The sequence below is a fragment of the Aeromonas tecta genome (assembly GCF_000820185.1).
Classification (GTDB): Bacteria; Pseudomonadota; Gammaproteobacteria; order Enterobacterales; family Aeromonadaceae; genus Aeromonas; species Aeromonas tecta.
Genome location: NZ_CDCA01000021.1, coordinates 21097 through 43119, shown reverse-complemented (window position 1 = coordinate 43119; position 22023 = coordinate 21097). Strand labels below are relative to the sequence as shown.

Here is a 22023-nt window from a genome sequence, read left to right as displayed (position 1 = left end):
AGCATGAGCAGCAATAATCCCGAGCAATGGCGCAAGCAACTGAGCGCCGAGCAGTATCACGTCTGCTGGGAGAAGGGCACTGAGCGTCCCTACAGCGGCGCCCTGCTGCACAACCGCAAGAGCGGCGACTATCACTGTGTCTGCTGCAAGAGCGTGCTGTTTCACTCGGCCGCCAAGTTTGACTCGGGCTGCGGCTGGCCCTCGTTTGACAAGGCCATCGAGGGGCGGGTGACCTACACCGAGGACAGCAGCCACGGCATGAAGCGGGTGGAGATCACCTGCGGCCAGTGCGGCTCCCACCTGGGGCACGTCTTCCCGGACGGGCCGACCGAAACCGGCCAGCGCTACTGCGTCAACAGCCTGAGTCTGGAGTTCGATCCCGACGAGCAGTGATTGGCCCAGAGTCAGATAAAAACGGCGCCTCTTGTGAAAGAGGCGCCGTTTTTTATTGGGGCAGTCGATGGTTGCCCCGCCGGGGCGTCAGAGCGGTAGCAGTGACGTCCCCAGCAGCAGGCCGGCGAGGGCCAGGATCGGCAACTTCAAGACCCGCAGCAGATAGAAGGCGAGGGCGGCCAGCGCTAGATCGGTGGGGGTCAGCACGGCGCTTTGCCACACCGGTTGATAGAGCGCCGCCAGCAGTAGCCCCACCACGGCGGCGTTGATCCCCGCCACGGCGCCCGCCAGCCTGGGCTGAGCCAACCAGTGCCGCCAGCAGGGCCCCAGCGCCCACAGCAGCAGGAACCCTGGCAGGAACAGTGCGAGCGTCGCCAGTAAGGCACCGGCGAGGGGCGTCTGTGGCAGCAACAAGGCGCCGAGGTAGCTGGCCAGACTGAACATGGGGCCCGGCACCAGCTGGGCCAGGCTGTAGCCGGTCAGAAACTGCGGCGGGCTCAAGGCCTGACCCACCGTCTCCTGCAGCAACGGCAGCACCACGTGACCGCCGCCAAACACCAGGCTGCCCGCCCGGTAGAAGTCGGCAAACAGTTGGCTGGCGGGGCCATGAGCCAGCAGCGGCAGGCCAATAAACAGCAAGGCAAACAGCAGCAGGGTCGGCCAGTGGGGTTGCTGGACTCTATCAGGGGAGGAGGGGATGGCTGCTTCAGGCAATCCGTGCCCCGGACTGAACTGAGCCGCGGTCGAGGCGGCGGCGATCAGCAGAAGCATCTGGGTTAGCAGGCCGGGCTGCCACCAGAGCGCGGCGGCGGTGGTGACCATGATCCCTTGTTGCAAGCGGCTCTGGCAGAACTGGCGGCTCATGGTGAGCACCGCATCGGCTACCACCACTAGGGCCAGCAGCTTGAGACCATGCAGGGCGGCATTCAGCCAGAGATTGTCTGTCAGCCGTGCGAGGCCGATGGCCGCCGCCAGCAACAGCAGGAAGGAGGGCAGGGTGAAGCCCACGAAGGCGGCAAGGGCGCCGCCCAATCCCGCCCGCTGACGGCCGATGGCAAAACCGAGCTGGCTGGAGGCGGGGCCCGGCAGCAACTGGCACAGTGCCAGTTGCTGGGCAAACTCGGCCTGGCTGAGCCAGCCGAGCCGGGTGACGAAGGTACGTTGGAAATAGCCGATATGGGCGGCGGGGCCACCGAAGCTGATGCAGCCGAGCCACAGAAATTGAATAAACACCTGCCCCACGTCGTCACTCCCTCGTTGTCATCATCGACCCCGATGATATGACAAAACGGTGACTTTTTGATGACAGTTCGGGTGATGGGGTCGGCGGGCTGGGCGGCGGCAGATAGCTGTGTCCAGCGAGCCAGCAGGGGATGGCCTAGATTGCCGGCTGGCTCGAGTGTGGCAGGTAGCAGCGCCCGGCCAGCCAGCAGGGGATGGTCTAGATTGCCGGCTGGCTTGGTTGCGGTAGATAGCAGGGCCCGGCCGGCCAGCAAGGGATGGTCTAAATTGCCGGTTGGCTCGGCTGCGGCAAGTAGCAGCGCCCTGCCAGCCAGCAGGCAATGGACTGGCGACTGGCATCGAAATGGGGCTCGGGCAGCTCGCGGGGATCGCACCAGATCCAGCCCTCGCACTTCTCCGGCTCCAGCAGTTGCGGCTCCCCTTCCACTTCGGCCAGTAGGGTGACCGAGATATAGTGCAGTCCGCTCTCGCGCCAGGTCTCCAGGTTATTGGTGACGGCGATGACCCGGGGTGCCTGGATGACGAAGCCCGTCTCCTCGGCCACTTCCCGGATGGCGGCGGATTCGAAGCTCTCCCCCAGCTCCAGATGACCGCCGGCGATGGACCAGTAGGGGGCATGGCTGCCCCTGCGCTTGCCGAGCAGCACCTGGCCTTCGGCATTGGTCAGGATGACGCCGACACCGACGCGGGGATAGGGAGTGGACATGGGAAGAGCTCCTTGTTGTGGCTGCACGGTAGCTGCACTGGGTGGCTGGTGGTGGCTGCGTCGCGCACTGTCATGGCGACGGGCTAGGTGCGAGCTGGATTGGGTCGGCTGACCCTATCACCGTCCCCAAATGCTGGAGGAGAAGACGCACCTCGCCGAGAGCAGATTGCACCATAAAAAACGGGCCCACCTTAGGGCGGATGGGCCTGTTTCGCAAGTCACCGGTCGAGGAACTGGCGGGAGAATGCCAGATTGCGCCGATTTACTATCTACCCATCAGATAGATTATTGTGAATAGCATCTGTTTAAACGATGGGATTGGACGGTAAACGCCGAGTCAGATTGCCCGTTCGCCTATCGTTTTGGTCGTTTTCAGCCCATCTCCCTCGATAAAGACCTGAGTCGCACGACCCATACCCAATGCCGGACAGGCACTCAGTCCAGTCTGGCTGGCAGCTTGCCGCCATGATGCCCCCGGCCTGTCTCTTGATAAAGATCCGGGTCGCTTACCGTGTGCTATGTCGGGCGGGCTCTCAGTCCAGCTTGACCAGCATCTTGCCGGTATTGCGGCCCTGGAACAGACCGATAAAGGCCTGTGGCATGCTGGCCAGCCCCTGGCTGACGGTCTCCTCGCTCTGCAGGGCCCCGGCCTCAAAGGCGGGAATGGCCTCGGCCAGGAAGTCGCCGTAGTGCTGCCAGTGGTCGGAGACCAGCAGCCCCTGGATCAGGATGCGCTTGCGGATCACCTGGGCCAGGTTGCGCGGGCCGCTCGCCTCGCCGTTGCTGTTGTACTGCTCGATGAGGCCGCACAGCACGATGCGACCGTGCAGCGCCATGTGATTGAGGGCCGCCTCCAGCATGGCGCCACCGACGTTCTCGAAGTAGACATGGATGCCTTCCGGCGCCAGCCGTGCCAGCTCGGCGTCGAGATCCGGCGTCTCCTTGTAGTTGATCACCGCATCGGCCCCCAGTGTCTTGAGATAGGCGACCTTGTCGGCCGAGCCGGTGGAGCCGATGACCCGCGCCCCGGCGCGCTTGGCGAGCTGCACCGCCATGGTGCCGACCGCGCCGGAGGCCGCCGAGACCAGCAGGGTCTCACCGGCCTGCAACTTGGCGACCTGGTGCAACCCGGCCCAGGCGGTCATGCCCGGCATGCCAAGGGCGCCGAGAAACAGCTGGGGCGGCAGCTCGGTGGCGGGCAAGCGGGTCAGCAGCGAGGCCTTGGCGACGAAGCTGTCTCGCCAGCCCAGCATGCTGCTCACCTTGTCACCCACCTTGAAGTCGGAGTGGCGCGAGGCCAGCACGGTGCCGATGGCGCCGCCTTCCAGGGGGGCATTGAGGGCGAAGGGCGGCACATAGCTCTTGGCCTCGCTCATGCGCCCGCGCATGTAGGGATCCACCGACAGCCACTGGTTGGCGACCAGCACCTCGCCCTCCTGGGGCTCGGGCAGGGCAACGGCCTGCAGGATGAAATCGTCTGGGGCTGGCAGGCCGCTCGGGCGACACAGCAACTGGATCTGATGGCTGAGCTGACTCATGGTATTTCTCCAGGAAAGAGATGGTGGCGTTCGGGAATGAGGCGGCAGTGCGTTGTTCAGACTGCGCCCCTGTGCGGCTCAGGTCCAGCAGTATGATGGCCTGTCGGCTGCATTGTCTTGCGTACAAACTAATGCCAGACTAATCCCGAACAAGTGGTCTGACAACTGTTTTGTGTGCAAATTATTCAGCGCTCCAGTCTCCTGGGGTATACTGGCCGCCATTACCAGCGAGGTGCCCCATGAGTGAATTGAAAAAGCAGGTCTGTTTTGCCCTCTACAGCGCCTCCAATGCGGTGATGCGCGCCTATCGGCCGCTGCTGGACAAGCTGGATCTCACCTACACCCAATACCTGGTCATGCTGTCGCTCTGGGCGCGCGACGAGGTCAGCCTCAAGGAGATTGGCCAGGAGACCGGGCTGGATGCTGGCACCCTGACCCCCATCGTCAAGCGGTTGGAGAGCAAGGGCTGGCTGACCCGCACCGTCTCACGGGAAGACGAGCGGCAAAAATGCATCCGCCTGACCGAGGCCGGGCGCGAGTTGCAGCAAGGGGTCAAGGAGTGCTGCCTGGTGGACAACTTACGCAGCCAGCTGGACTTGGACGATGCGGAGCTGGCCCAGCTGAAACAGCTGTGCGATCGCCTCGCGGCGCAGCTGGGGCGCTGAATCCGACCCCGGCCATGGCTACCCACCAGGGCGCTGCGCAACATCCCCTTTGGACGAATACGCTGCCAGCTGAACCTGTGGTAGATAAAGCCGCCAAAGAGTGTGATGAAGGCGTCATAAAATGACAAAACCGGCCCCTTGGCCGGTTTTTTTCGCGATCTCGCCAGCACTTTGCCGTCTTGTTCATGGTGCACTCACTTTTCTGTTCCCATACTGGCCCCACAGTTCCAGAAGGGGAGAGAGAAGAGATGCAATCATCTATCGTCGGGCTCTCCATTCTGTGGGGGCTGGCCAGTTTTGGTGTTCAAGGGGATTTCATCGAGAGCCGTGATTCCGTTGCGCCGTCCTGGCAGGCCGAGTCCAGAGTGGAGATGGAAGGGTATCTGATAGAGTCATTAGGTGCCGATCGTTGGCTGTTCGACAACGGCAATGAGAGTCTGCTGGTCTCCTTGCCCGAGGGGCAATGGGTGCCTGCCGGCGAGCGGCTGCGTTTGAGTGGCGAGCCTCAGCATGAACAGGCCGGTTGGCTGCTGCAGGTGCAGGATGTCAGCCAGGTGACAGTCTGAGCCTCATCCCAACAGCGGATGAGCGCGGCCAGCGGCCGACCAATCAACATGAATAAAAAGAGGAGGCCAAGGCCTCCTCTTTTTTTGGCGCAGGGCATCAGCCCAGATGATTGAGGGGCAGCGCCGTCTTGTGCTTGATGCGGCGCAGCACGAAGCTGGAGCGCACCCCGGTCACGCCGGGGATGTGGGTCAGCTTGTCCAGCAGGAAGTGCTGGTAGTGCTCCATGTCCCGCACCACCACCTTGAGCTGGTAGTCGGCGTCATTGCCGGTGATGAGATCGCACTCCAGCACCTCGGGCAGATCCTTGATGGCCAGATCGAAGTTCTCGAACCGCTCCGGGGTGTGCCTGTCCATGGAGATATGAATGTAAGCGGTGAGCGTGAGCCCCAGTTGGCGGGCATTGAGCAGAGTGACATGGGTATCGATGAGACCGGCATCCTCCAGTGCCTTGACCCGGCGCGAGCAGGGTGAAGGGGAGAGGCCGACCAGCTCGGCCAGCTCCAGGTTGCTGATGCGGCCATTCTCCTGCATCAACTCCAGAATATGCCTGTCTATACGATCAAGTTTCAGCATTCTCCGTTCCTCGTTGCAATTACTAATTCACTTTTCCTAGATTAAGGGTGAACTATTGCAAAAACAACTGAAAATACCTGCTACTTCGCAACCACTCACCGCCGTGGGAGGGATACTATGGTTGCATCTTCCGGTGGCAAAACAGATACCCGACCAGGTCTCTGTGGTGATTGACCTTATCGGGTCATCAACCCCATCAGCCGTCTGACCTTATCGGGAACTGACGGGCTGGAACGAGGGCATCTCCTCCCCGAAGGCAACAAAGCAGGCATCCCGGCGCCTGCTTTGTTGTTTTTGGCGTCCGGCGTCAGGGCTGAGGCGGGGTGATGCGATAGAGACAGCGCTGATCGCCGTCCAGCAGATATTGTTCCCGCTCCACCTCGGCCGGGGCCAGCAGCTCGCGAAACAGCGCCAGCTCGCTGCGACAAAATCCCCGACAGGCCCGCGCCGCGGCGCAGATGGGGCAGTGACTCTCCCACCACAACCAGCTGCCATCCTCGTCCTGGCGCATGTCCGCCATGTAACCTTCCCGCGTGCGCAGCTCCTTCAACTCCGCCAGCCGATCGGCCAGGGCGGGCTGATCCAGCCGGAGCTGGTAGCGGCTCAACATCTGCTGCTCGCGCTTTTGGATCAACTGCTCCATGCCGGTCTCGCCAAACAGCTGCTGCACGTTGTCGAGCAGTTGCAGGGTCAGCTCGCTGTGGGTGTCGGGGAAGCGCTGCCAGGCCTGCTCGGTCAGGTGCCAGAGCCGCACCGGCCGACCCCGGCCGCGGGCCTCGTCGCTGAATCCGACCCAGCCTTCGGCCTCCAGCGCGATCAGATGCTGGCGGGCGCCCATGGAGGTCATCTGCAACTGCTCGCCGAGGGCGGCGGCGCTCTGGGGGCCATGGGTCTTTAACAGGTAGAGGATCTTGTCGGTGCTGGCGTTCATGGGGTGGCTCTCGTGTTCGACAGGAGGCTTCGGGGGATGGGTGGCAGCTCGAGCAGGCCTTGTCGGTACAGGCGTTGATGGGGCCATTATGGGGAGAGGATTCATTTAAATCAATAATTCACTTTACTTAATGGCGCCACCTTTGCAGTATAAATAAACAAATAACTTTATTTAATGGAATGGACATGGAAGGAATCAAGGCACAGGCCACCCTCTGGGTGCTGGTGATGACGGTGACCCTGGCGGTGGCGGGCTTCAGTCTGCCCTCGCCGGTGCTGGCTCCACTGATGCTGGATCCGGCCCAGGGCATGCTGACGCCGGAAGCCTCTGACTGGAGCCGCAAGGTGTGGCTAGGCGTCATCATGGGGCTCTACCCGCTGTTCCAACTGCTGGGGGCGCCCTGGCTCGGGCGACTGTCCGATCGCTATGGTCGCAAACCCATACTGATCATCTGTCTGGTCGGCGTGCTGGCGGGCTATGCCCTGATGGCGCTCGGCATCGCCTGGCGTTCCCTGCCGCTGCTGCTGCTGAGCCGGGTATTGGAGGGCTTCTTCAACGGTGACATCGCCATCGTCCAGGCGATGGCGGCAGATATGAGCACCACCAAGACCAAGGCGCGCAACTTTGCCAGGATCAACATCGGCATGAACCTGGGTTGGGTGCTGGGGCCGATGATCGGGGGCTACGCCGCGGTGATCTCGGGAGATTACAGTATCGCGGCCTGGCTGGCGGTGGCCATGACGGCGGGCAACCTGCTGCTGGTGCTCTGGCTTATCCCCAACCGGCCACCGGTGCAGGCGGAGCAGGCGCTGGCCAGCCTCTCGACCCGCCAACTGCTGGTGCAACCCCGGCTGTTACCCTACTTCGTGCTGACGCTGCTTAGCTATGGCGCGGTGCAACTCTATTTCACCTACTTCAACGTCTGGTTGGTGGAGCGGCTGGCCTGGGATCCGGTGCAACTGGCCCAGGCGGCGGTGTTGGTGAGTGTGCCCATGATGCTGGGATCCTGGCTGGGGGAATTGCTCGCTCGCCACTGGCGCGGCAGTAGCCTCGGCATCGTCGGCCACCTGGTGATGGCGGCAGGTATGCTGATGTTTATCCTACCGGGGCAGTGGTGGGGGCTGGCGCTCACCTTCATTCCGGCCGGCATCGGCATGAGCATCGGGGAGCTGGCCACCTCGGTCGCTGTCTCCAACCGCAGTCATCCCCAGCAGCAGGGGCAGGCGATGGGGCTCTATCGCGGCTTGGCGGTGGGCAGCGAGATCCTGGCTGTGCTGGTGGGCAGCCTGGTGTTGCTGGCAGGTACCGAATGGCCCTTCTATCTGGCGACGATGTTTGGGTTGATCTGTGCCCTCGGCTTCTATGGCTTGCGCAGGGCGGCGGATCGGAGCCGGCAACCTGACGCCCAGGTCGAGGCTGGCTGATCGGTGGATCACAGATTGGCGCCGGCGGGGCAGCGGGAGCTTGCATCGCGGCGCCGAGTCTGGGACGGTATGACTCTTTGCTCCGTCTTACCCCGTCGCTCGGCGCACCCGGCCAACTCAGGTCATTGCCCCGCGATGCCCGCTTTTGGAGGTGATATGAGCCGTTTCCAGGCCATTGCGTTGGAACCAGGATTGCATGGCACCTCGCGCGATTTAATCTTCTTGGAGGTGATATGAGTCAATACCAGGCCATTGCATTGGAACCGGGATTGTATGGCACCTCGCGCGGATCGACATTTTTGGAGGTGATATGAGTCGTTTTCAGGCCATAGCGTTAGATATGGATGGCACCCTGCTGACCCGGGATCACAAGATCTCGTCCGCCACCCGGGCCGCCCTGGCTCAGGCGCGGGCCCACGGCATCAAGGTGCTGCTGGTGACGGGCCGTCACTTCATGACGGCGCGCCCCTTCCACCACGAGCTGGCCCTCGACACCCCCCTCATCTGCAGCAACGGTGCCTACCTCTACGATCCGGCGCTGGATCGGATCCTGGCGGGGGATCCGCTGGCGGTAGCGCCACTCACCGCCTTGCTGGCGCAGGTCGAGGCGCAGCAGATGGGCGCCCTGTTCCACCTCGATGAGGGCATCGGTTATCTCGGCTGCGATGAGCATGTGGGGCGGATGCGGCGCTGGTCGGCCAATCAGCCGGATCACCTCAAGGTCTCCCTGCTGCCGGCCGAGGATCTCGGTGCCTGGCTGCAAAAACCGGTCTGGAAGCTGGAACTGTTCAATCAGGATCCCGGCCGCTTGCATCGCTTCGTGGGGGAGGTGGTGCAGACGTTGCCCTTCACCCAGGATTGGGCGGCACCCTACGCGGTGGAGCTGGTGCAGCCCGGTTGCAGCAAGGGCAACCGGCTGGCCCAGTGGGCCGCCAGCGAAGGCATTGCGATGGAGAACGTGGTGGCCTTTGGCGACAACAACAACGACATCAGCATGTTCGAGCAGGTCGGGCTGGCGGTGGCCATGGGCAACGCGGCGCCCCAGATCCAGGCCCACGCCCATCAGGTGACGGCGGATCATAACGAGGACGGTATCGCGCTGGCGTTGCAGCGTTGGGTATTGCCCTGAGAGCGAGCAGCCCTGCCGGGCGGCAGGGCTTCAAGTCAGAAGATCAGTCGCCGAAGGAGAACTGGATCACCCGATCCGGGAAGCGAATACGGTTGTACTCCCGGCGCACGCCTTCGTAGTGGCGCACGGCCCTGTCACGCTGGGCGCGGTAGTAGTCCCGCTGCTTGCTGTCGTTTTCGCTTCGGATCTGCTGATCCAGCTGGTAGATGTCCCGCTCGGTGCGCTCCAGCTCCTGCTGTAACTCGCCGAGGCGCTCGGCCAGCAGGAACTCCTTGCGACCGCGATCGAACTGGGTGAGAAAGGTGGTGTCATTGGGGCAGACTCCCAGGTACTCGTTCCCCTCCCGTCCCTTGCTGTAGGCGAGCTCGGGAATGCAGTAGAGCTCAAGCCCCTTGGCGTAACCCCGCTGCCACTCCGCCTCGTCCACCTTGAGGCCATATTCGCCACAGGTCTTGCTGTAGCCGCTGCTGGCCGTCCGGGTCTTGCCTTGGGTGCCATCCTCATAGCCCTGGTTGTACCAACTCATGGCGCGGCACTCCTCTTCGGACAGCGAACTGCAACCGGCGAGCAGCAGGGGCAGGGTCAGCAACAGCATCCTTGGGAACATGGAACGGCTCCTAATGTGAAAGTGCAGGCATTCTAGTGAGGAAGCCCCAGCAGGACAAGCCTTGGCGCCAGCCCGATAGATATGATGTTTTTATCAGTATTTTCAAACCCTTATAACCTTGTCTCCGGCAACCTTTTCTTGCCGGAGGAGGCAGGGTAAACTGCGCCTACTTTTAACTGGCACGTAACAAAAATAATGAAAGTTCTGACCGTGGATTACCGCTCGCCCGATGCGGCCGAGCGCTTCACCGAATCCCTGCGTACCACCGGCTTCGGGGTACTGACCCACCATCCCATCCCCAAGGAGCTGGTGCAGTCCATCTATGACAACTGGTATCGCTTCTTCATGAGCGAGCAGAAGCAGGACTTCCTGTTCAACCGCGAGACCCAGGACGGCTACTTCCCGCCGTCGGTCTCCGAGGTGGCCAAGGGCAACACCCAGAAGGACATCAAGGAGTACTTCCACCTCTACCCCTGGGGTCAGATGCCGGAAGAGCTGAGGGCCCAGGCGATGGAGTACTATGCCTTGGCCAACAACCTGGCCGCCGAGCTGCTCGGCTGGGTGGAGCAATACACCCCGAAGGACATCGCCGCCCACTACAGCTGCTCGCTCTCCTCCATGATTGAAGAGAGCCAGAAGACCCTGCTGCGGGTGCTGCACTATCCGCCGTTCGACGGCACCGAAGCGCCAGGCGCCATCCGCGCCGCAGCCCACGAAGACATCAACCTGCTCACCATCTTGCCCGCCGCCAACGAGCCGGGTCTGCAGGTGAAGGGTTCCGACGGCGAGTGGATGGACGTGCCCTGCGACTTTGGCACCCTGATCATCAACATAGGTGACATGCTGCAGGAGGCCTCCCATGGCTACTATCCCTCCACCACCCATCGCGTCATCAACCCGACCGGTGGCAGTGTCAGCAAGTCCCGCATCTCCCTGCCGCTGTTCCTGCACCCGCGGCCGGACGTGGTGCTCTCGGAGCGTCACACCGCCCACAGCTACCTGATGGAGCGGCTGCGGGAGCTGGGGGTTATCTAGTCCCCGGGATCTTCCCCGTCGATGCAAAACCGGAGCAAAAATGCTCCGGTTTTTGTTTTGTGGCATGAATGGGTGATAAACCGAATATTGTTAGTCATTGCTGCTAATAAGTCGGTTTTAAGCCAGAGATACGACGAGTGATTGCACGGGGTCAGGCGTAGTCTGAGCACCATTCTTGGCCCCTCTGGGTGGGCCCCTCGATTGGAGTTCTCATGAAGCAGTCCCAATGGTCATCCCGGCTCGGTTACATCCTGGCCGCCGCGGGTTCCGCGGTCGGTCTCGGTGCCATCTGGAAGTTCCCCTATGTCACCGCCGCCAACGGTGGTGGCGCCTTCCTGCTGGTGTTCCTGCTGTTCAGCTTCACCCTGGGGGTGGCGGTGCTGATGGGGGAGACTCTGCTCGGTAGCCTGACCCGGCGCGGGGTGGTTGGGGCTTTTAGCGAGTTGATGGGCAAGCGGTGGCGCTGGGTCGGCGCCATGGGGCTGCTCTGCAGCCTGCTGATCTTCTGCTTCTACAGCGTGGTCGGTGGCTGGACCCTGGGCTACACCGGCATGGCGCTGGCGGGTGAGCTGCGCCACGGTGACGGCGCAGCTCTCACCGCCCGCTTCAACGACTACGTCGGCGATCCGCTCTGGCCCGTGCTGACTCACCTGCTGTTCGCGGCCCTCACCTGGTGGTTCGTGCAGGGCGGGGTGCAAAAAGGGGTGGAGCGCACCCTGCGCTGGATGATGCCGGCCCTGTTCATCATGATCCTGCTGCTGGTGGCCTTCGGCCTGACCCTGCCCAACGCCATGGCCGGGGTACGCCACTTCCTGATGCCGGACTTCAGCAAGCTCGGCATGTCCGGGGTGCTGGACGCCCTGGGGCTGGCCTTCTTCTCCCTCTCCATCGGCCTTGGCATTCACACCACCTATGGCGCCTATCTGCCGAGCAGTGAGGGAGTCGGTCGCTCCAGCCTCTGGGTGGTGCTGCTGGCGAGCCTCATCGCGGTGCTGGCGGGGCTGATGATCTTCCCGGTGCTGGCGGCGACCGGCATCGATCCCGCCTCGGGCCCCGGCCTCACCTTTATGACCATGCCGGCGGTGTTCCAGCAGTTGCCGTTCGGCCAGGGGCTGGCGGTGGTATTCTTCGCCTTGCTGGTGGTGGCGGCGCTCTCTTCTTCCATCTCCTTGCTGGAGCATCTGCAATGTTTCCTGTGCGAGAGTTTCGGCTGGTCGCGGCGCGCCTCCTGTAGCCTCATCACTGCGGTGGTGATGGCGGGGGGGATCCCGGTCAGCCTGTCGTTCGGCCCCTGGGCGAGCATCACCCTGTTTGGCAAGAACATCTTCGAGCTGCTGGATTTTGTCACCTCCAACCTGCTGATGCCGATGTTCGGCCTGGCCCTCACCCTGCTGCTCGGCTGGAAGCTCGGCCGCAAGGCGCTGCCCGAAGGGCTGGCTCCCCACTGGCGCCAATTGGTGATGGGCTGCTGGCGCTGGCTGGCGCCCCTGCTCATCGGCGGCATCCTGGTGCGGGGCCTGCTGTGATGCCGGCGGGCGGGCCCCTGGCTCGCCCGCCTTGCTTTGACATCAGAATACGGTTTCCAATCTATCGCCGAGGCCTGCTCGTTGGCGGCATTGACGCAATCTAAAATGCTAAAAAATAATCATATTTCGATATTTAATATTGCAGTTTGAATTGTCGATGCCGCCATGTCGCTGTTCTATGGGCTGAAGTGGACTATTAACTGTCAACTTCTCTTGCCGTGGTTTAGGCTATTGCTCCTTTTTGCCGTGCAGGTTATCCGCTTCATGCCACCTTTCATCGCCTCCTTTGGTCGATTTTTTAGCTCGCAAGAGAGGTGACCTTGCACGCGCAGTTTGTCTGAATGTTCATTGCAAAGGTCGCCAGAGGCGGCCTTTTTTATTTCCCGTCATGGTCAGGAGTCTCGATTCGATGTTGTCTTACCCGGAGGTTGTATGAGCCAGGTTCAGTGGTCTTCCCGTCTTGGGCATGTGTTGGCGGCGGCCGGCACCGCCATCGGTCTCGGTGCCATCTGGAAGTTTCCCTATGTGACTGCCACCAACGGCGGTGGCGCCTTCCTGCTGGTGTTCCTGCTGTTTAGCTTCACCCTGGGGGTGGCGGTGCTGGTGGGGGAGACCCTGCTTGGCAGCCGCAGTCAGCGCGGGGTGCTCGGCGCCTTTAAATCGCTGGTGGGGCCGAACTGGCGCTGGATGGGTTACATGGGGATCCTGTGTGGCTTCTTCATCTACAGCTTCTACAGCGTGGTGGGGGGCTGGACCGTGGGGTATGCGGCGCTGGCGGTGATGGGCAAGCTGAACCTGAGCGAGGGCTCGGCGCTGACCGCCCTGTTCAACGGCTATGTCAGCGATCCCTGGTGGCCCGTGCTGACCCATCTGGTGTTCGCGGGTCTCACCTGGTGGTTCGTGCAGGGGGGCATCCAGAAGGGGGTGGAGCGGGCGCTTCGCTGGATGATGCCGGCCCTGTTTGTCATGATGTTGCTGCTGGTGGGAGTGGGGCTCTCCATGCCGGGCTCCATGGCCGGGGTGCGCCAACTGTTGCTGCCGGACTTCTCCATGCTGACCGGCCAGAGCGTGCTGGACGCGCTGGGGCTGGCCTTCTTCTCCCTCTCCATCGGCCTTGGGGTACACACCACCTATGGCGCCTATCTGCCTAATAGCGACGGGGTGCTGAAATCCGGCGTCTGGGTGGTAACCCTGGCGAGCCTCATCTCGGTGCTGGCGGGGCTGATGATCTTCCCGGCGCTGGCCTCCACCGGTATCGACCCGACTGCCGGGCCAGGCCTCACCTTTATGACCATGCCCGCCGTGTTCAGCCACCTGCCGTTCGGCCAGGGGCTGGGGGTGGTGTTCTTCCTGTTGCTGCTGGTGGCGGCGCTCTCCTCCTCCATCTCCATGCTCGAGCACCTGGTGCGCTTCACCACAGAGGAGTGGGGCTGGTCCAGGCGCGGCGCCTGTCGGGTGCTGACCCTGCTGATCATGGCCTCCGGCATCCCGGTCAGCCTGTCGTTCGGCCCCTGGAGCGAGCTGACCCTGTTTGGCAAGACGATTTTCGATCTGCTGGACTATCTCACCTCCAACCTGATGATGCCGCTGTTCGGTCTGGTGCTGACCCTGCTGCTGGGATGGCGACTGGGGGAGACCATACTGCCCGCCGACCTGTCGCCGGTATGGCGGTTCTGCCTGCTCTGGTGCTGGCGATTGGTGGCACCGCTGCTGATCACCGGCATCCTGGTGCGAGGCATCATCTGATCCGAGGAAGAGCATAAAGAAAGAGGGGTTGGCCAGTGGCCAACCCCTCTTTGTATATCTGGGCATCTGGCGCGGCTTATTGCAGGCCTGGGCCCTTGGCGGAGAAGGGGCAGTCAGATTGCTGAATGAGGCGCTGGCCCTGATGGCCGTTGCCCTGCCAGTGCAGATCGAGCTGGCCGAGCCGACCGAGGTGGCGCAGCTCGAACTCGTAGCGCAGGCAGGGGTTGTCGGTGGGTAGCGCCTTCATTCCCGCCGGTAGCTGATAGCGATAGCGCAGCAAGGGGCCATCCTGCAGCTGGATCTGTTCGGGCACCAATCCCTCCGCCGTGGGGGCGGGCGTCTTGAGGTAGCGGCGCAGGGACGCGGGGGCATCGATGGCCTTCTGGTAGTGCAGCCCGTTCATGGCCGCGAGTTCTTCCTCCAGACGCTCCAGTTCCCCCTCCAGACCATTCAGGGCCTGGCCAAGTTGCTGCTGATGGGCGGGGGCGGCGCAGCCCCCCAGCAACAGGGTCATCAGCAACAGCGGGGCACGGGATGACAACATGGATTTTCCTTGGGGGCGGGCGGCCACTGACTATAGCAGGGGATTGGTGGGCGGTGCGCTGCGCAGCAGACCGGCGAGGCGCTCCAGCCCCTCGGCGACCCGGGCATCGGTGGCCGGCTGACTCAGGCTCAGGCGAATGCCCTGGGGCGCGGCAAACTGGCCGGCAGCGAAGTGCTCGCCGCTGGCAACCCCGACATCAAGGGCATTGGCGGCCTCGACGAACTCCTGACTGCGCCAGGGCTCGGGCAGGGGCAGCCAGGCGTGCATGGATCCCGGATGCCAGCGCGCCCCCGGCAACAGGTGGCGCAGCAGCTCGCCCCGGCGCGCCAGGATCCGTCTCTGTTGCTCGATAAGCGGCATGATCTGGTGCTGGCTCACCAGCTTGCAGGCCAGCTCGATCAGCAGCGGGCTCACCATCCAGCTCGACAGCCGCATAGCCTGGGCGAAGGCGTTGCGCAGCTGGGGCGGGGTCAGCACGAAGCCGACCCGCAGGCCGCCGCAGGCTATCTTGGCCAGGCTGCCGAGGTAGATGACTCGCTCCGGCGCCAGGTTGACCAGGGGCGGGAGCGTGGTCTCGGGCAGCAGGCCATTCACGTCGTCCTCGATGATCAGCAGATCGTGGCGACGGGCGATGGCGACTATGGCTTCCCGCCGCGCCGGGCTCATCACGGCGGTGGTGGGGTTTTGCAGGGTGGGGGTCAGGTAGAGCAGCTTGGCCCGGCGCTGACGGCAGGCCGCATCCAGCGCCGCCGGTATCATCCCCTCCTCGTCGAGCGGCAGGCCCACCACCTGATTCTTCAGCTGACGGGCATTGCCCAGCATGCCGGGGTAGCTGAGCCCCTCGCACAAGATTGTCTCCCCCACGCAGCCGGTGGCCAGCAGGGAGAGCATGATGCCGTGCTGGGCGCCGTGGCTGAACAGCAGGTGCTCCTCCCGGCTGTTGACCCCCAGGCTGGTGAGCCAGTCGACGAACAGCTGGCGCTGCCAGGGGCGGCCCGCCTCCTTGTCATAGCCGAGCAGGGCATTGAGATCCCCGTCCGCCAGCTCCATCAGCATGGGCTTGATGATGGAGGCCCTGTCCAGCGGGATCGGCAGGTTCTGCCACAACTCGATGCGCTGATTGTCCTCGTTGCGGATCACCCACTCATCCACCGGATCCACCGCCGCCCTGACCCAGGTGCCATGGCCCACCCTGGCCGCCAGCAGACCGCGCCGCTCGGCTTCGGAATAGGCGCGGGTGATGGTGCCGACCGTCACCCCAAGCTTGTCCGCGAGGGCTCTGTGGGTCGGCAGCCGGGTCTCGGGGGCCAGGGTGCCATCGTGGATGGCTTGCTCGATGGCCTTGACCAGTTTCAGGTAGATAGGGCCCTCGAATGCATCGAGGTGGGGTGTCCAGATTGTCATGGTGACAATAAATCCATTGATCGCAGAATTGTCTCAATATAGCGTAAATGTCAGCCACGAAACAATGATAAAGGTCACGTTGTATCGATACAATGTGACCATCAAGGAGACAAGATGATGACTATCGAATGGTATGCCACCCTGTTTGGCTTCGCCGTACTTACCTGTGGTACTCCGGGGCCCAACAACCTGATGCTGACCGCGTCCGGCGCGAACTTCGGCGTGCGCCGCACCTTCCCTCATCTGCTCGGGGTCGCCTTGGGTCAGCCGGTGCTGCAGATTGTCCTGGCGCTGGGGCTGCACCCTTTGTTCGAGCGCTTCCCCCTGCTGCGGCTGGGTCTGCAGATCTTCGGCAGCCTCTATCTGCTGTGGCTGGCATGGCGGGTGGCGATCGCCGGTGCCCCCGGTGATCCCGCCAGCCGCGGCCGACCACTGACCATGCTGGAGGGCCTCGGCTTCCAGTTCCTCAATCCCAAGGCTTGGATGATGGGGATCTCCGCCATCAGCCTGTTCAGTCAGGAAGGGATCAACTACTGGCCGAGCCAGATTGCCGTCATGATCATGTTCGTGGTGGTGGCATTGCCGACCTGCTTTGTCTGGGTATTGTTTGGCAATCAGCTGGGCAATTGGATCAGCTCTGAGCAGGGTTGGCGTCGCCTCAATGGCAGCCTTGGCGTGTTGACGGCCCTGTGTGTGGTGATGCTCTGGTATTGAGGCCTGTTTGATTTTTTATGCGAAGAAAATGCATTGGCGAGCTTGTCGTCAAGGGCTCGGCTCTGCATATTAGAAGGCTTGCTGTCACATTTTGAGGTTGAGATGGATCTGAACTGGTTGCTCCCCCTGGCGGGCTTTGCCCTGATCACCTGCGGTACGCCCGGGCCCAACAACATGCTGCTCACCAGCGCCGGGGCGGCCCAGGGTTTTCGCCGCTCCCTGCCGCTGCTGGTGGGGGTGGTGGGCGGCATCAATCTGATGATCCTGGCCATGGCGCTGGGGCTCGGGGTGGTGTTCGAGAAGCTGCCGCTGCTGCACGAGGGGCTCAAGATCCTGGGCTCTGCCTACCTGCTCTGGTTGGCCTGGAAGGTCGCCACCGCCAGCGGCCCGGCAGAGGGCAGCCGGCCGCTTATCCCGGCCCATCAGGGCGCCATGTTGCAACTGCTCAACCCCAAGGCCTGGATGATGGCGCTCTCCGCCATCAGCGGTTTCACCCTGGCGGGGGATGCCTACTGGCCGTCCGCGAGCTGGGTGCTCGGCACCTTCTTTATTACCGGCCTCTACACCGGTGCCTTCTGGGTGTTGTTCGGTGCCCAGGTACGCCGCCTCATCCGTACAGCCCAGGGCTGGCGTCGTTTTAACCTCGGCATGGGGATCGCCACGGCGGCCTGCGTGCTGATGATCTGGATCTAGGTGCTTGCACCTGCCCTTCTGTCTTGTTGGCCCTGCGGGGCCTTTTTTATCTGCGGGTGGCGCCACTGTCGCCATTCCCTCAAGGAGCAAGGATGAAATGTATCGGTCTGCTGGGTGGCATGAGCTGGGAGTCCACCGTCAGCTATTATCAGGCGCTCAACCGGGGCGTGCGGGCGCGGCTCGGCGGCCTGCACTCGGCGCGGGTGCTGCTCAACAGCGTCGATTTTGCCGAGATAGAGCGCTTGCAACATGCCGGTGACTGGCCTGCCACCGCCCGGCTGCTGAGCGTCGCCGCCCGGGATCTGCAGGCGGGGGGCGCGGATTTTCTGCTGATCGGCACCAATACCATGCACAAGGTGGCACCCGAGATAGAAGCCGCCATCGAGATCCCGCTGCTGCACATCGCCGATGCCACCGCCAAGCGGCTGGTGGCCGACGGGGTGAGCCGGGTCGGTCTGCTCGGTACCCGCTTCACCATGGAGCAGGATTTCTACAAAGGACGGCTGGAAACCCTGTTCGGGTTGGAGGTGCTGGTACCCAAGGAAGCAGAGCGGGAGCGGGTCCATCGCATCATCTACGACGAGCTTTGTCTAGGGGAGGTGCATGACGCCTCCCGTGCCGAGTACCTGGCCATCATCGCCGGACTGGCTGAGGCGGGTGCCCAGGCGGTGATCCTGGGTTGCACCGAAATCGCGCTGCTGGTGGGGGATGAGAAGGCTGCGGTGCCGCTCTACGATACCACCGCCATCCATGCCGAGGCGGCGGTGGAGTGGGCGCTGAGCTAAAGATTGTTACCAGAGTTCGCAGCGAAAAGAGCATAAAAAAAGAGGCGCCATGGCGCCTCTTTTTGCTGTTGGAGCAAGCCTTTGCTTAAAGGTGGCTCTGCTTACACGTGGCTATACATGGCCTCGATCTCGCTCTGGTACTTGGCCTCGATGATCTTGCGGCGCAGCTTCATGGTCGGGGTGATCTCCCCCAGCTCCATGGAGAAGGCGCTCGGCAGCAGGGTGAACTTCTTCACCTGCTCGAACTTGGCCAGCTCCTGCTGCAGTTCGTGAATGCGCGACTCGAAGAACTCCACCACCCGGGAGTGGCGCAGCAGCTCGGTCTTGCACTGGTACTGCAGGTTGATGGAGCGGGCGTACTCCTCCAGGGACTCGAAGCAGGGCACGATCAGCGCCGACACGAAGTGGCGGGCGTCGGCGACGATGGCGATCTGCTCGATGAAGCGATCCTTGCCGAGGGTGCCTTCCACCAGTTGCGGGGCCACGTACTTGCCGTTGGAGGTCTTCATCAGCTCTTTCAGGCGCTCGGTGAAGTAGATGTTGCCCTTGCCGTCGAGTTCACCCGCATCACCGGTACGCAGGAAGCCGTCTGCCGTCATCACATCAAAGGTGGCGTCCGGCTTGTTGTAGTAGCCGCGCATCACGGTCGGGGAGCGCACCAGCAGCTCGTTGTTCTCACCGAGTTTCACCTCGATGCCGTCCATGACGGTACCGATGGAACCCAGCTTGAACTGTTGATCCTCGTAGCAGCAGACGGTGGCCGTGGTCTCGGTCATGCCGTAGCCGTATTTGAGGTTGAGCCCCATGGCCTGGAAGAAGAGGTTCACATCGTCCGCGAGACGGGCGCCGGCGACCGGCAGGAAGCGGGCGCGACCACCGAAGCGGGCCCGCAGCTTGCGAAACACCAGTCGCTCCGCCAGCGCGAGCTTGGCATAGAGCAGGGGTGAGGCGGACTTGCCCGCCTGACGGGTTGCCACCATTTGCTTGCCGACCCCGGTGGCCCAGCCGAACAGGGCGCGGCGCAGACGCGGTGCCTGGGCGACCTTGGCCTGGATCATGGCGTAGGCCTTCTCGTAGAGGCGCGGCACGGCGCACATCACGGTCGGCTGCACCTCGCCGATGACGTCCATCACCTTCTGCGGATCGCGAATGTAGACGTTCTCGGCGCCGCAATAGAGCACGTAGTAGGTCCAGGCGCGCTCGAACACGTGGCTGAGCGGCAACATGCACAGGGACACATCCTGCTCGTTCATGTCCAGGCGGCGGTCATGCATCTCGAAGCAGGCGGCGATGTTGGCAAAATCGAGCATGACCCCCTTGGGTTCGCCCGTGGTGCCGGAGGTGTAGATCAGGGTCAGCAGGTCATCCATTCGGTAGTGCTGTTCGCGAAGGCGCAGCTCCTGCTCGCTGGGCTGATGATTGCCGGAGGAGAGGAAGGTCTGGAAGTGACTGGCCGCTGCGCAGCCGCGCAGATCGACGTTGCCATCGAGGGCGACGAGCTGGCGGATCTCGCCTTCATTTAGCAAGACGAGCGCCTGATCAAACTGTTGCTGCTCACCCACGAACAGCAGCTGGATGCCGGCATCACGCACTATGTAGCGCAGCTGATCCAGGGTGCTGGTGGGGTAGATGGGCACGCTGACGCCGCGGGCGGCCAGGATGCCGAGATCGGCCTGGGTCCACTCCGGCATGTTGCGGGCATAGATGCCGACCATCTCGGTAGGCTGGTGGCCGGTGCGGATCAGGGCCTGGGCACAATAGTCCATCGCCTGACCCAGGGTGCGCCAGCCGATGGCACGCCACTGGCCATCTTGCTGAACGCGCAGGGCGGCCTTGTTGCCAAGGCGGGCAATGCGTTCACGCATCAGTTTAACCAGATGAAACTGCGACATGGTCAATCATCCTCAAGTAACAGTTGTACGCCCGCAGGGGGCATTTAAAACCGGGCTGGAGTTTAAACTCTAGCATTACAGCTTACAAGTGTGCGCTGTTTGTTCTGGATCACAAAGTCGTCAAGTCGAAGCGACTCAGGCATGATGGGGCGAGTATTCGGATTCGTTCAGGGAGGGGGACTATGAGTATCGGGATCAAGAGCCTCATCACGGGCGCCTTGCTGGTGCTGGCGGGAGCCGGTGGTCTCTGGTATGCCCTCGGCGGCTTGCCGTCCGGAGACGACAATCCCTGGCTGAGCGGGGCCGAAGGCTATGAGCAGGCGCAAGAGCTGGCGCTGCAACAGGGCTATCCCCTGCTCTATGTGATAGAGAGCGCCAAGTGCCGGCGCTGCAAGGCGCTCGATGCAAGGCTGTGGCGCTCACCCGAGATGCAATCCACCCTGGCCGACCTGGTCAAGGTGCGCCTCAACCCGGATGCGGGAGACGGCAGTAGCCACATTCTGCGCCGCTTCCCCAAGGTGGCAACGCCGCCCGGTGTCTATATCCAGCGCCCCGGTGAGTCGTTGCGCCCCATCAACATCGAGGTGGAGGATCAACAGATCTGGATGCCCGGGGTCACCTATGGCCGCGGCTTCTTCATGCCGCTCTCGGCCGCGGGGTTTGACGCCGTGCTGCGGGTCACCCTCGCCCTGGAGGACCCCGCCATCGACAACGCGCCGCTGCCTTGAGCGCACGGCGCGAGTCGACGTGGATCCCACAAGACATGCAGCTCGAATCGCCCCAGCCAATGCCGTGGGGCCTTGGTCGGGAATAGAGGTTTAGAGGTCGCGCCGATGGAAGATGCGCAGCTAGCCCCCAGCCAGTAGCTTGAGGCGACGTAGCGGCTTAGAAGTCGAACAGGCGGGACATCAGCACAGCGTCTTCCCTGTCCTGGCCGGTGCCGTAGTAGCCATCACGGCGGCAATATTCGGCAAAGCCCTCACTCTCGTAGAGCGCGATGGCGCGTTTGTTGCCGGCGCGCACCTCCAGAAACCAGGCCTCCGCCTTCTTGGCCTTGCTGCGGGCGAGGTACTCCTTGAGCAATGCCCGGCCGAGCCCTTTTCCCTGAAAGTCGGGATGCACGCAGATGTTCATCAGCGAGCTGTCGCCCGCCACCAGATCCGAGATATAGAAACCGGCAGGGCGCTCGCCGATCAGCATCAGCCCGTTGAGATAGCGCGGCCCGAAGCAGGAGAGCAGATTGGCCTGGCTCCAGGGCTCCTGATGGGCGGCCTGTTCGATGGGATAGATCAGCTCGAAATCGGATTCGAGCAGGGGGCGAAAGTGGGGCATGGCGTCAGACATGGGGACTCCGGGAAGGATTGGCACTTGCGATGGGGGGCATGGGCGTGCCATGTTCGTGGCATGAGCGTCGATGGCCGCAGGATGAGCCGCCTGACTCAGCCGGGCAAACGCTGCCGCAGCTGCTGCCACAGGCTGCGCTTCTGGGCCGCGTCGGGCTGCAGTGGGCACACCAGGGCGTCGGGCCAGCGGGGATCGGCACTGGTCAGCCAGAGCAGGGGAGGCGTCAGCCCCTCGGGCAGGCTCTCCAGCAAGCTGACTTCGTCCGCGTCGATGCCGAGTAACTGGCAGATATCCCCCAGCAGGGCCGGGGCGGGCAGGGCCGGAGCCAGCAGCCATAATTTGCCCGTAGGCATCGCCACGACGGCCGGCGCCGCGGTAACCGTGGGCGCTGCACTCTCGTCCTGCGCCGGGGTGGCATGGCCAGCCAGCAGGCTTGGCGCTCTTAGCTGCCAGCTCGAGATGCCCATCCGGGTCAGGATGCGCTGACGCAATGGGTCCAGCAGGGGATCTTGCATGGCGAAGGCTCACTCTTGATCTGCATTGGGGTAAATCTTGATGCGCAGAG

At 63.0% G+C, this 22023-nt stretch carries 23 protein-coding genes; 12 read left to right on the top strand and 11 right to left on the bottom strand.

Going from position 1 to position 22023, the window contains the following annotated elements:
- The first annotated feature begins 3 nt into the window (after window positions 1-3).
- On the top strand, window positions 4-393 hold the full coding sequence (msrB, locus tag BN1137_RS07015) for a peptide-methionine (R)-S-oxide reductase MsrB (RefSeq protein WP_050717920.1): 390 nt from the start codon (window positions 4-6) through the stop codon (window positions 391-393).
- 87 nt (window positions 394-480) lie between these two features.
- On the opposite strand, the gene chrA is transcribed toward msrB, so the two are convergent.
- The 3 genes from chrA to BN1137_RS07000 all read right to left on the bottom strand — a co-directional run bounded on the left by chrA (window position 481) and on the right by BN1137_RS07000 (window position 3879).
- Window positions 481-1635, bottom strand: coding sequence for a chromate efflux transporter (gene chrA / locus BN1137_RS07010; protein ID WP_050717919.1), 1155 nt, complete (start codon window positions 1633-1635; stop codon window positions 481-483).
- Between the two features lie 262 nt (window positions 1636-1897).
- A complete protein-coding gene (locus BN1137_RS07005) occupies window positions 1898-2341 on the bottom strand; it encodes a nucleotide triphosphate diphosphatase NUDT15 (RefSeq protein ID WP_050717918.1) in 444 nt (147 codons plus the stop codon).
- A 533-nt stretch (window positions 2342-2874) separates the two neighbouring features.
- Window positions 2875-3879, bottom strand: a complete 1005-nt coding sequence (locus BN1137_RS07000; protein ID WP_050717917.1) for an NADP-dependent oxidoreductase — start codon at window positions 3877-3879, stop codon at window positions 2875-2877.
- Between the two features lie 239 nt (window positions 3880-4118).
- On the opposite strand from BN1137_RS07000, the gene BN1137_RS06995 reads away from it, so the two are divergent.
- Together BN1137_RS06995 and BN1137_RS06990 are read left to right on the top strand one after the other, a co-directional pair.
- Window positions 4119-4544: a MarR family winged helix-turn-helix transcriptional regulator gene (locus BN1137_RS06995; protein ID WP_050717916.1), complete on the top strand. Its 426-nt coding sequence runs from the start codon at window positions 4119-4121 to the stop codon at window positions 4542-4544.
- A gap of 248 nt (window positions 4545-4792) precedes the next feature.
- Complete coding sequence (locus BN1137_RS06990) at window positions 4793-5110, top strand: hypothetical protein (RefSeq protein ID WP_050717915.1); 318 nt, start codon at window positions 4793-4795, stop codon at window positions 5108-5110.
- A 97-nt stretch (window positions 5111-5207) separates the two neighbouring features.
- Here BN1137_RS06990 and BN1137_RS06985 read toward each other — a convergent pair whose 3' ends face one another.
- Together BN1137_RS06985 and BN1137_RS06980 are read right to left on the bottom strand one after the other, a co-directional pair.
- The gene (locus tag BN1137_RS06985) at window positions 5208-5684 is read right to left on the bottom strand and encodes an Lrp/AsnC family transcriptional regulator (protein ID WP_050717914.1); all 477 of its coding nucleotides are present in this window, start codon (window positions 5682-5684) and stop codon (window positions 5208-5210) included.
- A 307-nt stretch (window positions 5685-5991) separates the two neighbouring features.
- A complete protein-coding gene (locus BN1137_RS06980) occupies window positions 5992-6615 on the bottom strand; it encodes a helix-turn-helix transcriptional regulator (RefSeq protein WP_050717913.1) in 624 nt (207 codons plus the stop codon).
- 185 nt (window positions 6616-6800) lie between these two features.
- On the opposite strand from BN1137_RS06980, the gene BN1137_RS06975 reads away from it, so the two are divergent.
- Window positions 6801-8039: an MFS transporter gene (locus BN1137_RS06975; RefSeq protein ID WP_050717912.1), complete on the top strand. Its 1239-nt coding sequence runs from the start codon at window positions 6801-6803 to the stop codon at window positions 8037-8039.
- 310 nt (window positions 8040-8349) lie between these two features.
- Entirely contained in the window at window positions 8350-9168 is an 819-nt protein-coding gene (locus BN1137_RS06970; protein ID WP_050717911.1) for a Cof-type HAD-IIB family hydrolase, read from the top strand.
- A 43-nt stretch (window positions 9169-9211) separates the two neighbouring features.
- Here BN1137_RS06970 and BN1137_RS06965 read toward each other — a convergent pair whose 3' ends face one another.
- Complete coding sequence (locus tag BN1137_RS06965; RefSeq protein WP_050717910.1) at window positions 9212-9775, bottom strand: DUF2799 domain-containing protein; 564 nt, start codon at window positions 9773-9775, stop codon at window positions 9212-9214.
- Between the two features lie 195 nt (window positions 9776-9970).
- On the opposite strand from BN1137_RS06965, the gene BN1137_RS06960 reads away from it, so the two are divergent.
- The 3 genes from BN1137_RS06960 to BN1137_RS06950 all read left to right on the top strand — a co-directional run bounded on the left by BN1137_RS06960 (window position 9971) and on the right by BN1137_RS06950 (window position 14082).
- Entirely contained in the window at window positions 9971-10810 is an 840-nt protein-coding gene (locus tag BN1137_RS06960) for an isopenicillin N synthase family dioxygenase (protein ID WP_050717909.1), read from the top strand.
- Window positions 10811-11022: 212 nt separating this feature from the next.
- Entirely contained in the window at window positions 11023-12336 is a 1314-nt protein-coding gene (locus BN1137_RS06955; protein ID WP_050717908.1) for a sodium-dependent transporter, read from the top strand.
- Window positions 12337-12768: 432 nt separating this feature from the next.
- Window positions 12769-14082 (top strand): sodium-dependent transporter, encoded by a 1314-nt coding sequence (locus BN1137_RS06950; RefSeq protein WP_050717907.1) that lies wholly within the window; start codon window positions 12769-12771, stop codon window positions 14080-14082.
- A 76-nt stretch (window positions 14083-14158) separates the two neighbouring features.
- On the opposite strand, the gene BN1137_RS06945 is transcribed toward BN1137_RS06950, so the two are convergent.
- Both BN1137_RS06945 and BN1137_RS06940 read right to left on the bottom strand, forming a co-directional pair.
- Window positions 14159-14626, bottom strand: coding sequence for a hypothetical protein (locus BN1137_RS06945; RefSeq protein ID WP_050717906.1), 468 nt, complete (start codon window positions 14624-14626; stop codon window positions 14159-14161).
- A 30-nt stretch (window positions 14627-14656) separates the two neighbouring features.
- The gene (locus tag BN1137_RS06940; protein WP_050717905.1) at window positions 14657-16030 is read right to left on the bottom strand and encodes an aminotransferase-like domain-containing protein; all 1374 of its coding nucleotides are present in this window, start codon (window positions 16028-16030) and stop codon (window positions 14657-14659) included.
- Window positions 16031-16147: 117 nt separating this feature from the next.
- On the opposite strand from BN1137_RS06940, the gene BN1137_RS06935 reads away from it, so the two are divergent.
- From BN1137_RS06935 to BN1137_RS06925, 3 genes are all read left to right on the top strand, one after another.
- On the top strand, window positions 16148-16744 hold the full coding sequence (locus BN1137_RS06935) for a LysE family translocator (RefSeq protein WP_050717930.1): 597 nt from the start codon (window positions 16148-16150) through the stop codon (window positions 16742-16744).
- 102 nt (window positions 16745-16846) lie between these two features.
- Entirely contained in the window at window positions 16847-17437 is a 591-nt protein-coding gene (locus BN1137_RS06930) for a LysE family translocator (RefSeq protein ID WP_050717904.1), read from the top strand.
- Window positions 17438-17529: 92 nt separating this feature from the next.
- Entirely contained in the window at window positions 17530-18222 is a 693-nt protein-coding gene (locus tag BN1137_RS06925) for an aspartate/glutamate racemase family protein (protein WP_050717903.1), read from the top strand.
- 101 nt (window positions 18223-18323) lie between these two features.
- Here the strand turns inward: BN1137_RS06925 and BN1137_RS06920 are convergent, their stop codons facing one another.
- Window positions 18324-20114: an AMP-dependent synthetase/ligase gene (locus tag BN1137_RS06920; protein ID WP_050717902.1), complete on the bottom strand. Its 1791-nt coding sequence runs from the start codon at window positions 20112-20114 to the stop codon at window positions 18324-18326.
- Between the two features lie 182 nt (window positions 20115-20296).
- Between BN1137_RS06920 and BN1137_RS06915 the strand changes: the two genes are divergently transcribed.
- Complete coding sequence (locus BN1137_RS06915; RefSeq protein WP_050717901.1) at window positions 20297-20842, top strand: thioredoxin family protein; 546 nt, start codon at window positions 20297-20299, stop codon at window positions 20840-20842.
- A 157-nt stretch (window positions 20843-20999) separates the two neighbouring features.
- Here the strand turns inward: BN1137_RS06915 and rimI are convergent, their stop codons facing one another.
- Together rimI and BN1137_RS06905 are read right to left on the bottom strand one after the other, a co-directional pair.
- Entirely contained in the window at window positions 21000-21446 is a 447-nt protein-coding gene (gene rimI, locus BN1137_RS06910; RefSeq protein WP_050717929.1) for a ribosomal protein S18-alanine N-acetyltransferase, read from the bottom strand.
- A 107-nt stretch (window positions 21447-21553) separates the two neighbouring features.
- Window positions 21554-21973, bottom strand: a complete 420-nt coding sequence (locus tag BN1137_RS06905) for a DNA polymerase III subunit psi (protein WP_083443396.1) — start codon at window positions 21971-21973, stop codon at window positions 21554-21556.
- Between the last annotated feature and the right edge of the window lie 50 nt (window positions 21974-22023).

Coding starts and splice junctions, on each gene's coding strand:
- rimI (WP_050717929.1), bottom strand. CDS start 21,446: ATGCCCCACTTTCGCCCCCTGCTCGAATCCGATTTCGAGCTGATCTAT.
- BN1137_RS06970 (WP_050717911.1), top strand. CDS start 8,350: ATGAGTCGTTTTCAGGCCATAGCGTTAGATATGGATGGCACCCTGCTG.
- BN1137_RS06920 (WP_050717902.1), bottom strand. CDS start 20,114: ATGTCGCAGTTTCATCTGGTTAAACTGATGCGTGAACGCATTGCCCGC.
- BN1137_RS06980 (WP_050717913.1), bottom strand. CDS start 6,615: ATGAACGCCAGCACCGACAAGATCCTCTACCTGTTAAAGACCCATGGC.
- BN1137_RS07005 (WP_050717918.1), bottom strand. CDS start 2,341: ATGTCCACTCCCTATCCCCGCGTCGGTGTCGGCGTCATCCTGACCAAT.
- BN1137_RS06960 (WP_050717909.1), top strand. CDS start 9,971: ATGAAAGTTCTGACCGTGGATTACCGCTCGCCCGATGCGGCCGAGCGC.
- BN1137_RS06915 (WP_050717901.1), top strand. CDS start 20,297: ATGAGTATCGGGATCAAGAGCCTCATCACGGGCGCCTTGCTGGTGCTG.
- BN1137_RS06975 (WP_050717912.1), top strand. CDS start 6,801: ATGGAAGGAATCAAGGCACAGGCCACCCTCTGGGTGCTGGTGATGACG.
- BN1137_RS06925 (WP_050717903.1), top strand. CDS start 17,530: ATGAAATGTATCGGTCTGCTGGGTGGCATGAGCTGGGAGTCCACCGTC.
- msrB (WP_050717920.1), top strand. CDS start 4: ATGAGCAGCAATAATCCCGAGCAATGGCGCAAGCAACTGAGCGCCGAG.
- BN1137_RS06905 (WP_083443396.1), bottom strand. CDS start 21,973: ATGCAAGATCCCCTGCTGGACCCATTGCGTCAGCGCATCCTGACCCGG.
- BN1137_RS06995 (WP_050717916.1), top strand. CDS start 4,119: ATGAGTGAATTGAAAAAGCAGGTCTGTTTTGCCCTCTACAGCGCCTCC.
- BN1137_RS06955 (WP_050717908.1), top strand. CDS start 11,023: ATGAAGCAGTCCCAATGGTCATCCCGGCTCGGTTACATCCTGGCCGCC.
- BN1137_RS06930 (WP_050717904.1), top strand. CDS start 16,847: ATGGATCTGAACTGGTTGCTCCCCCTGGCGGGCTTTGCCCTGATCACC.
- BN1137_RS07000 (WP_050717917.1), bottom strand. CDS start 3,879: ATGAGTCAGCTCAGCCATCAGATCCAGTTGCTGTGTCGCCCGAGCGGC.
- BN1137_RS06950 (WP_050717907.1), top strand. CDS start 12,769: ATGAGCCAGGTTCAGTGGTCTTCCCGTCTTGGGCATGTGTTGGCGGCG.
- BN1137_RS06945 (WP_050717906.1), bottom strand. CDS start 14,626: ATGTTGTCATCCCGTGCCCCGCTGTTGCTGATGACCCTGTTGCTGGGG.
- BN1137_RS06985 (WP_050717914.1), bottom strand. CDS start 5,684: ATGCTGAAACTTGATCGTATAGACAGGCATATTCTGGAGTTGATGCAG.
- BN1137_RS06935 (WP_050717930.1), top strand. CDS start 16,148: ATGACTATCGAATGGTATGCCACCCTGTTTGGCTTCGCCGTACTTACC.
- BN1137_RS06965 (WP_050717910.1), bottom strand. CDS start 9,775: ATGTTCCCAAGGATGCTGTTGCTGACCCTGCCCCTGCTGCTCGCCGGT.
- BN1137_RS06990 (WP_050717915.1), top strand. CDS start 4,793: ATGCAATCATCTATCGTCGGGCTCTCCATTCTGTGGGGGCTGGCCAGT.
- BN1137_RS06940 (WP_050717905.1), bottom strand. CDS start 16,030: ATGACAATCTGGACACCCCACCTCGATGCATTCGAGGGCCCTATCTAC.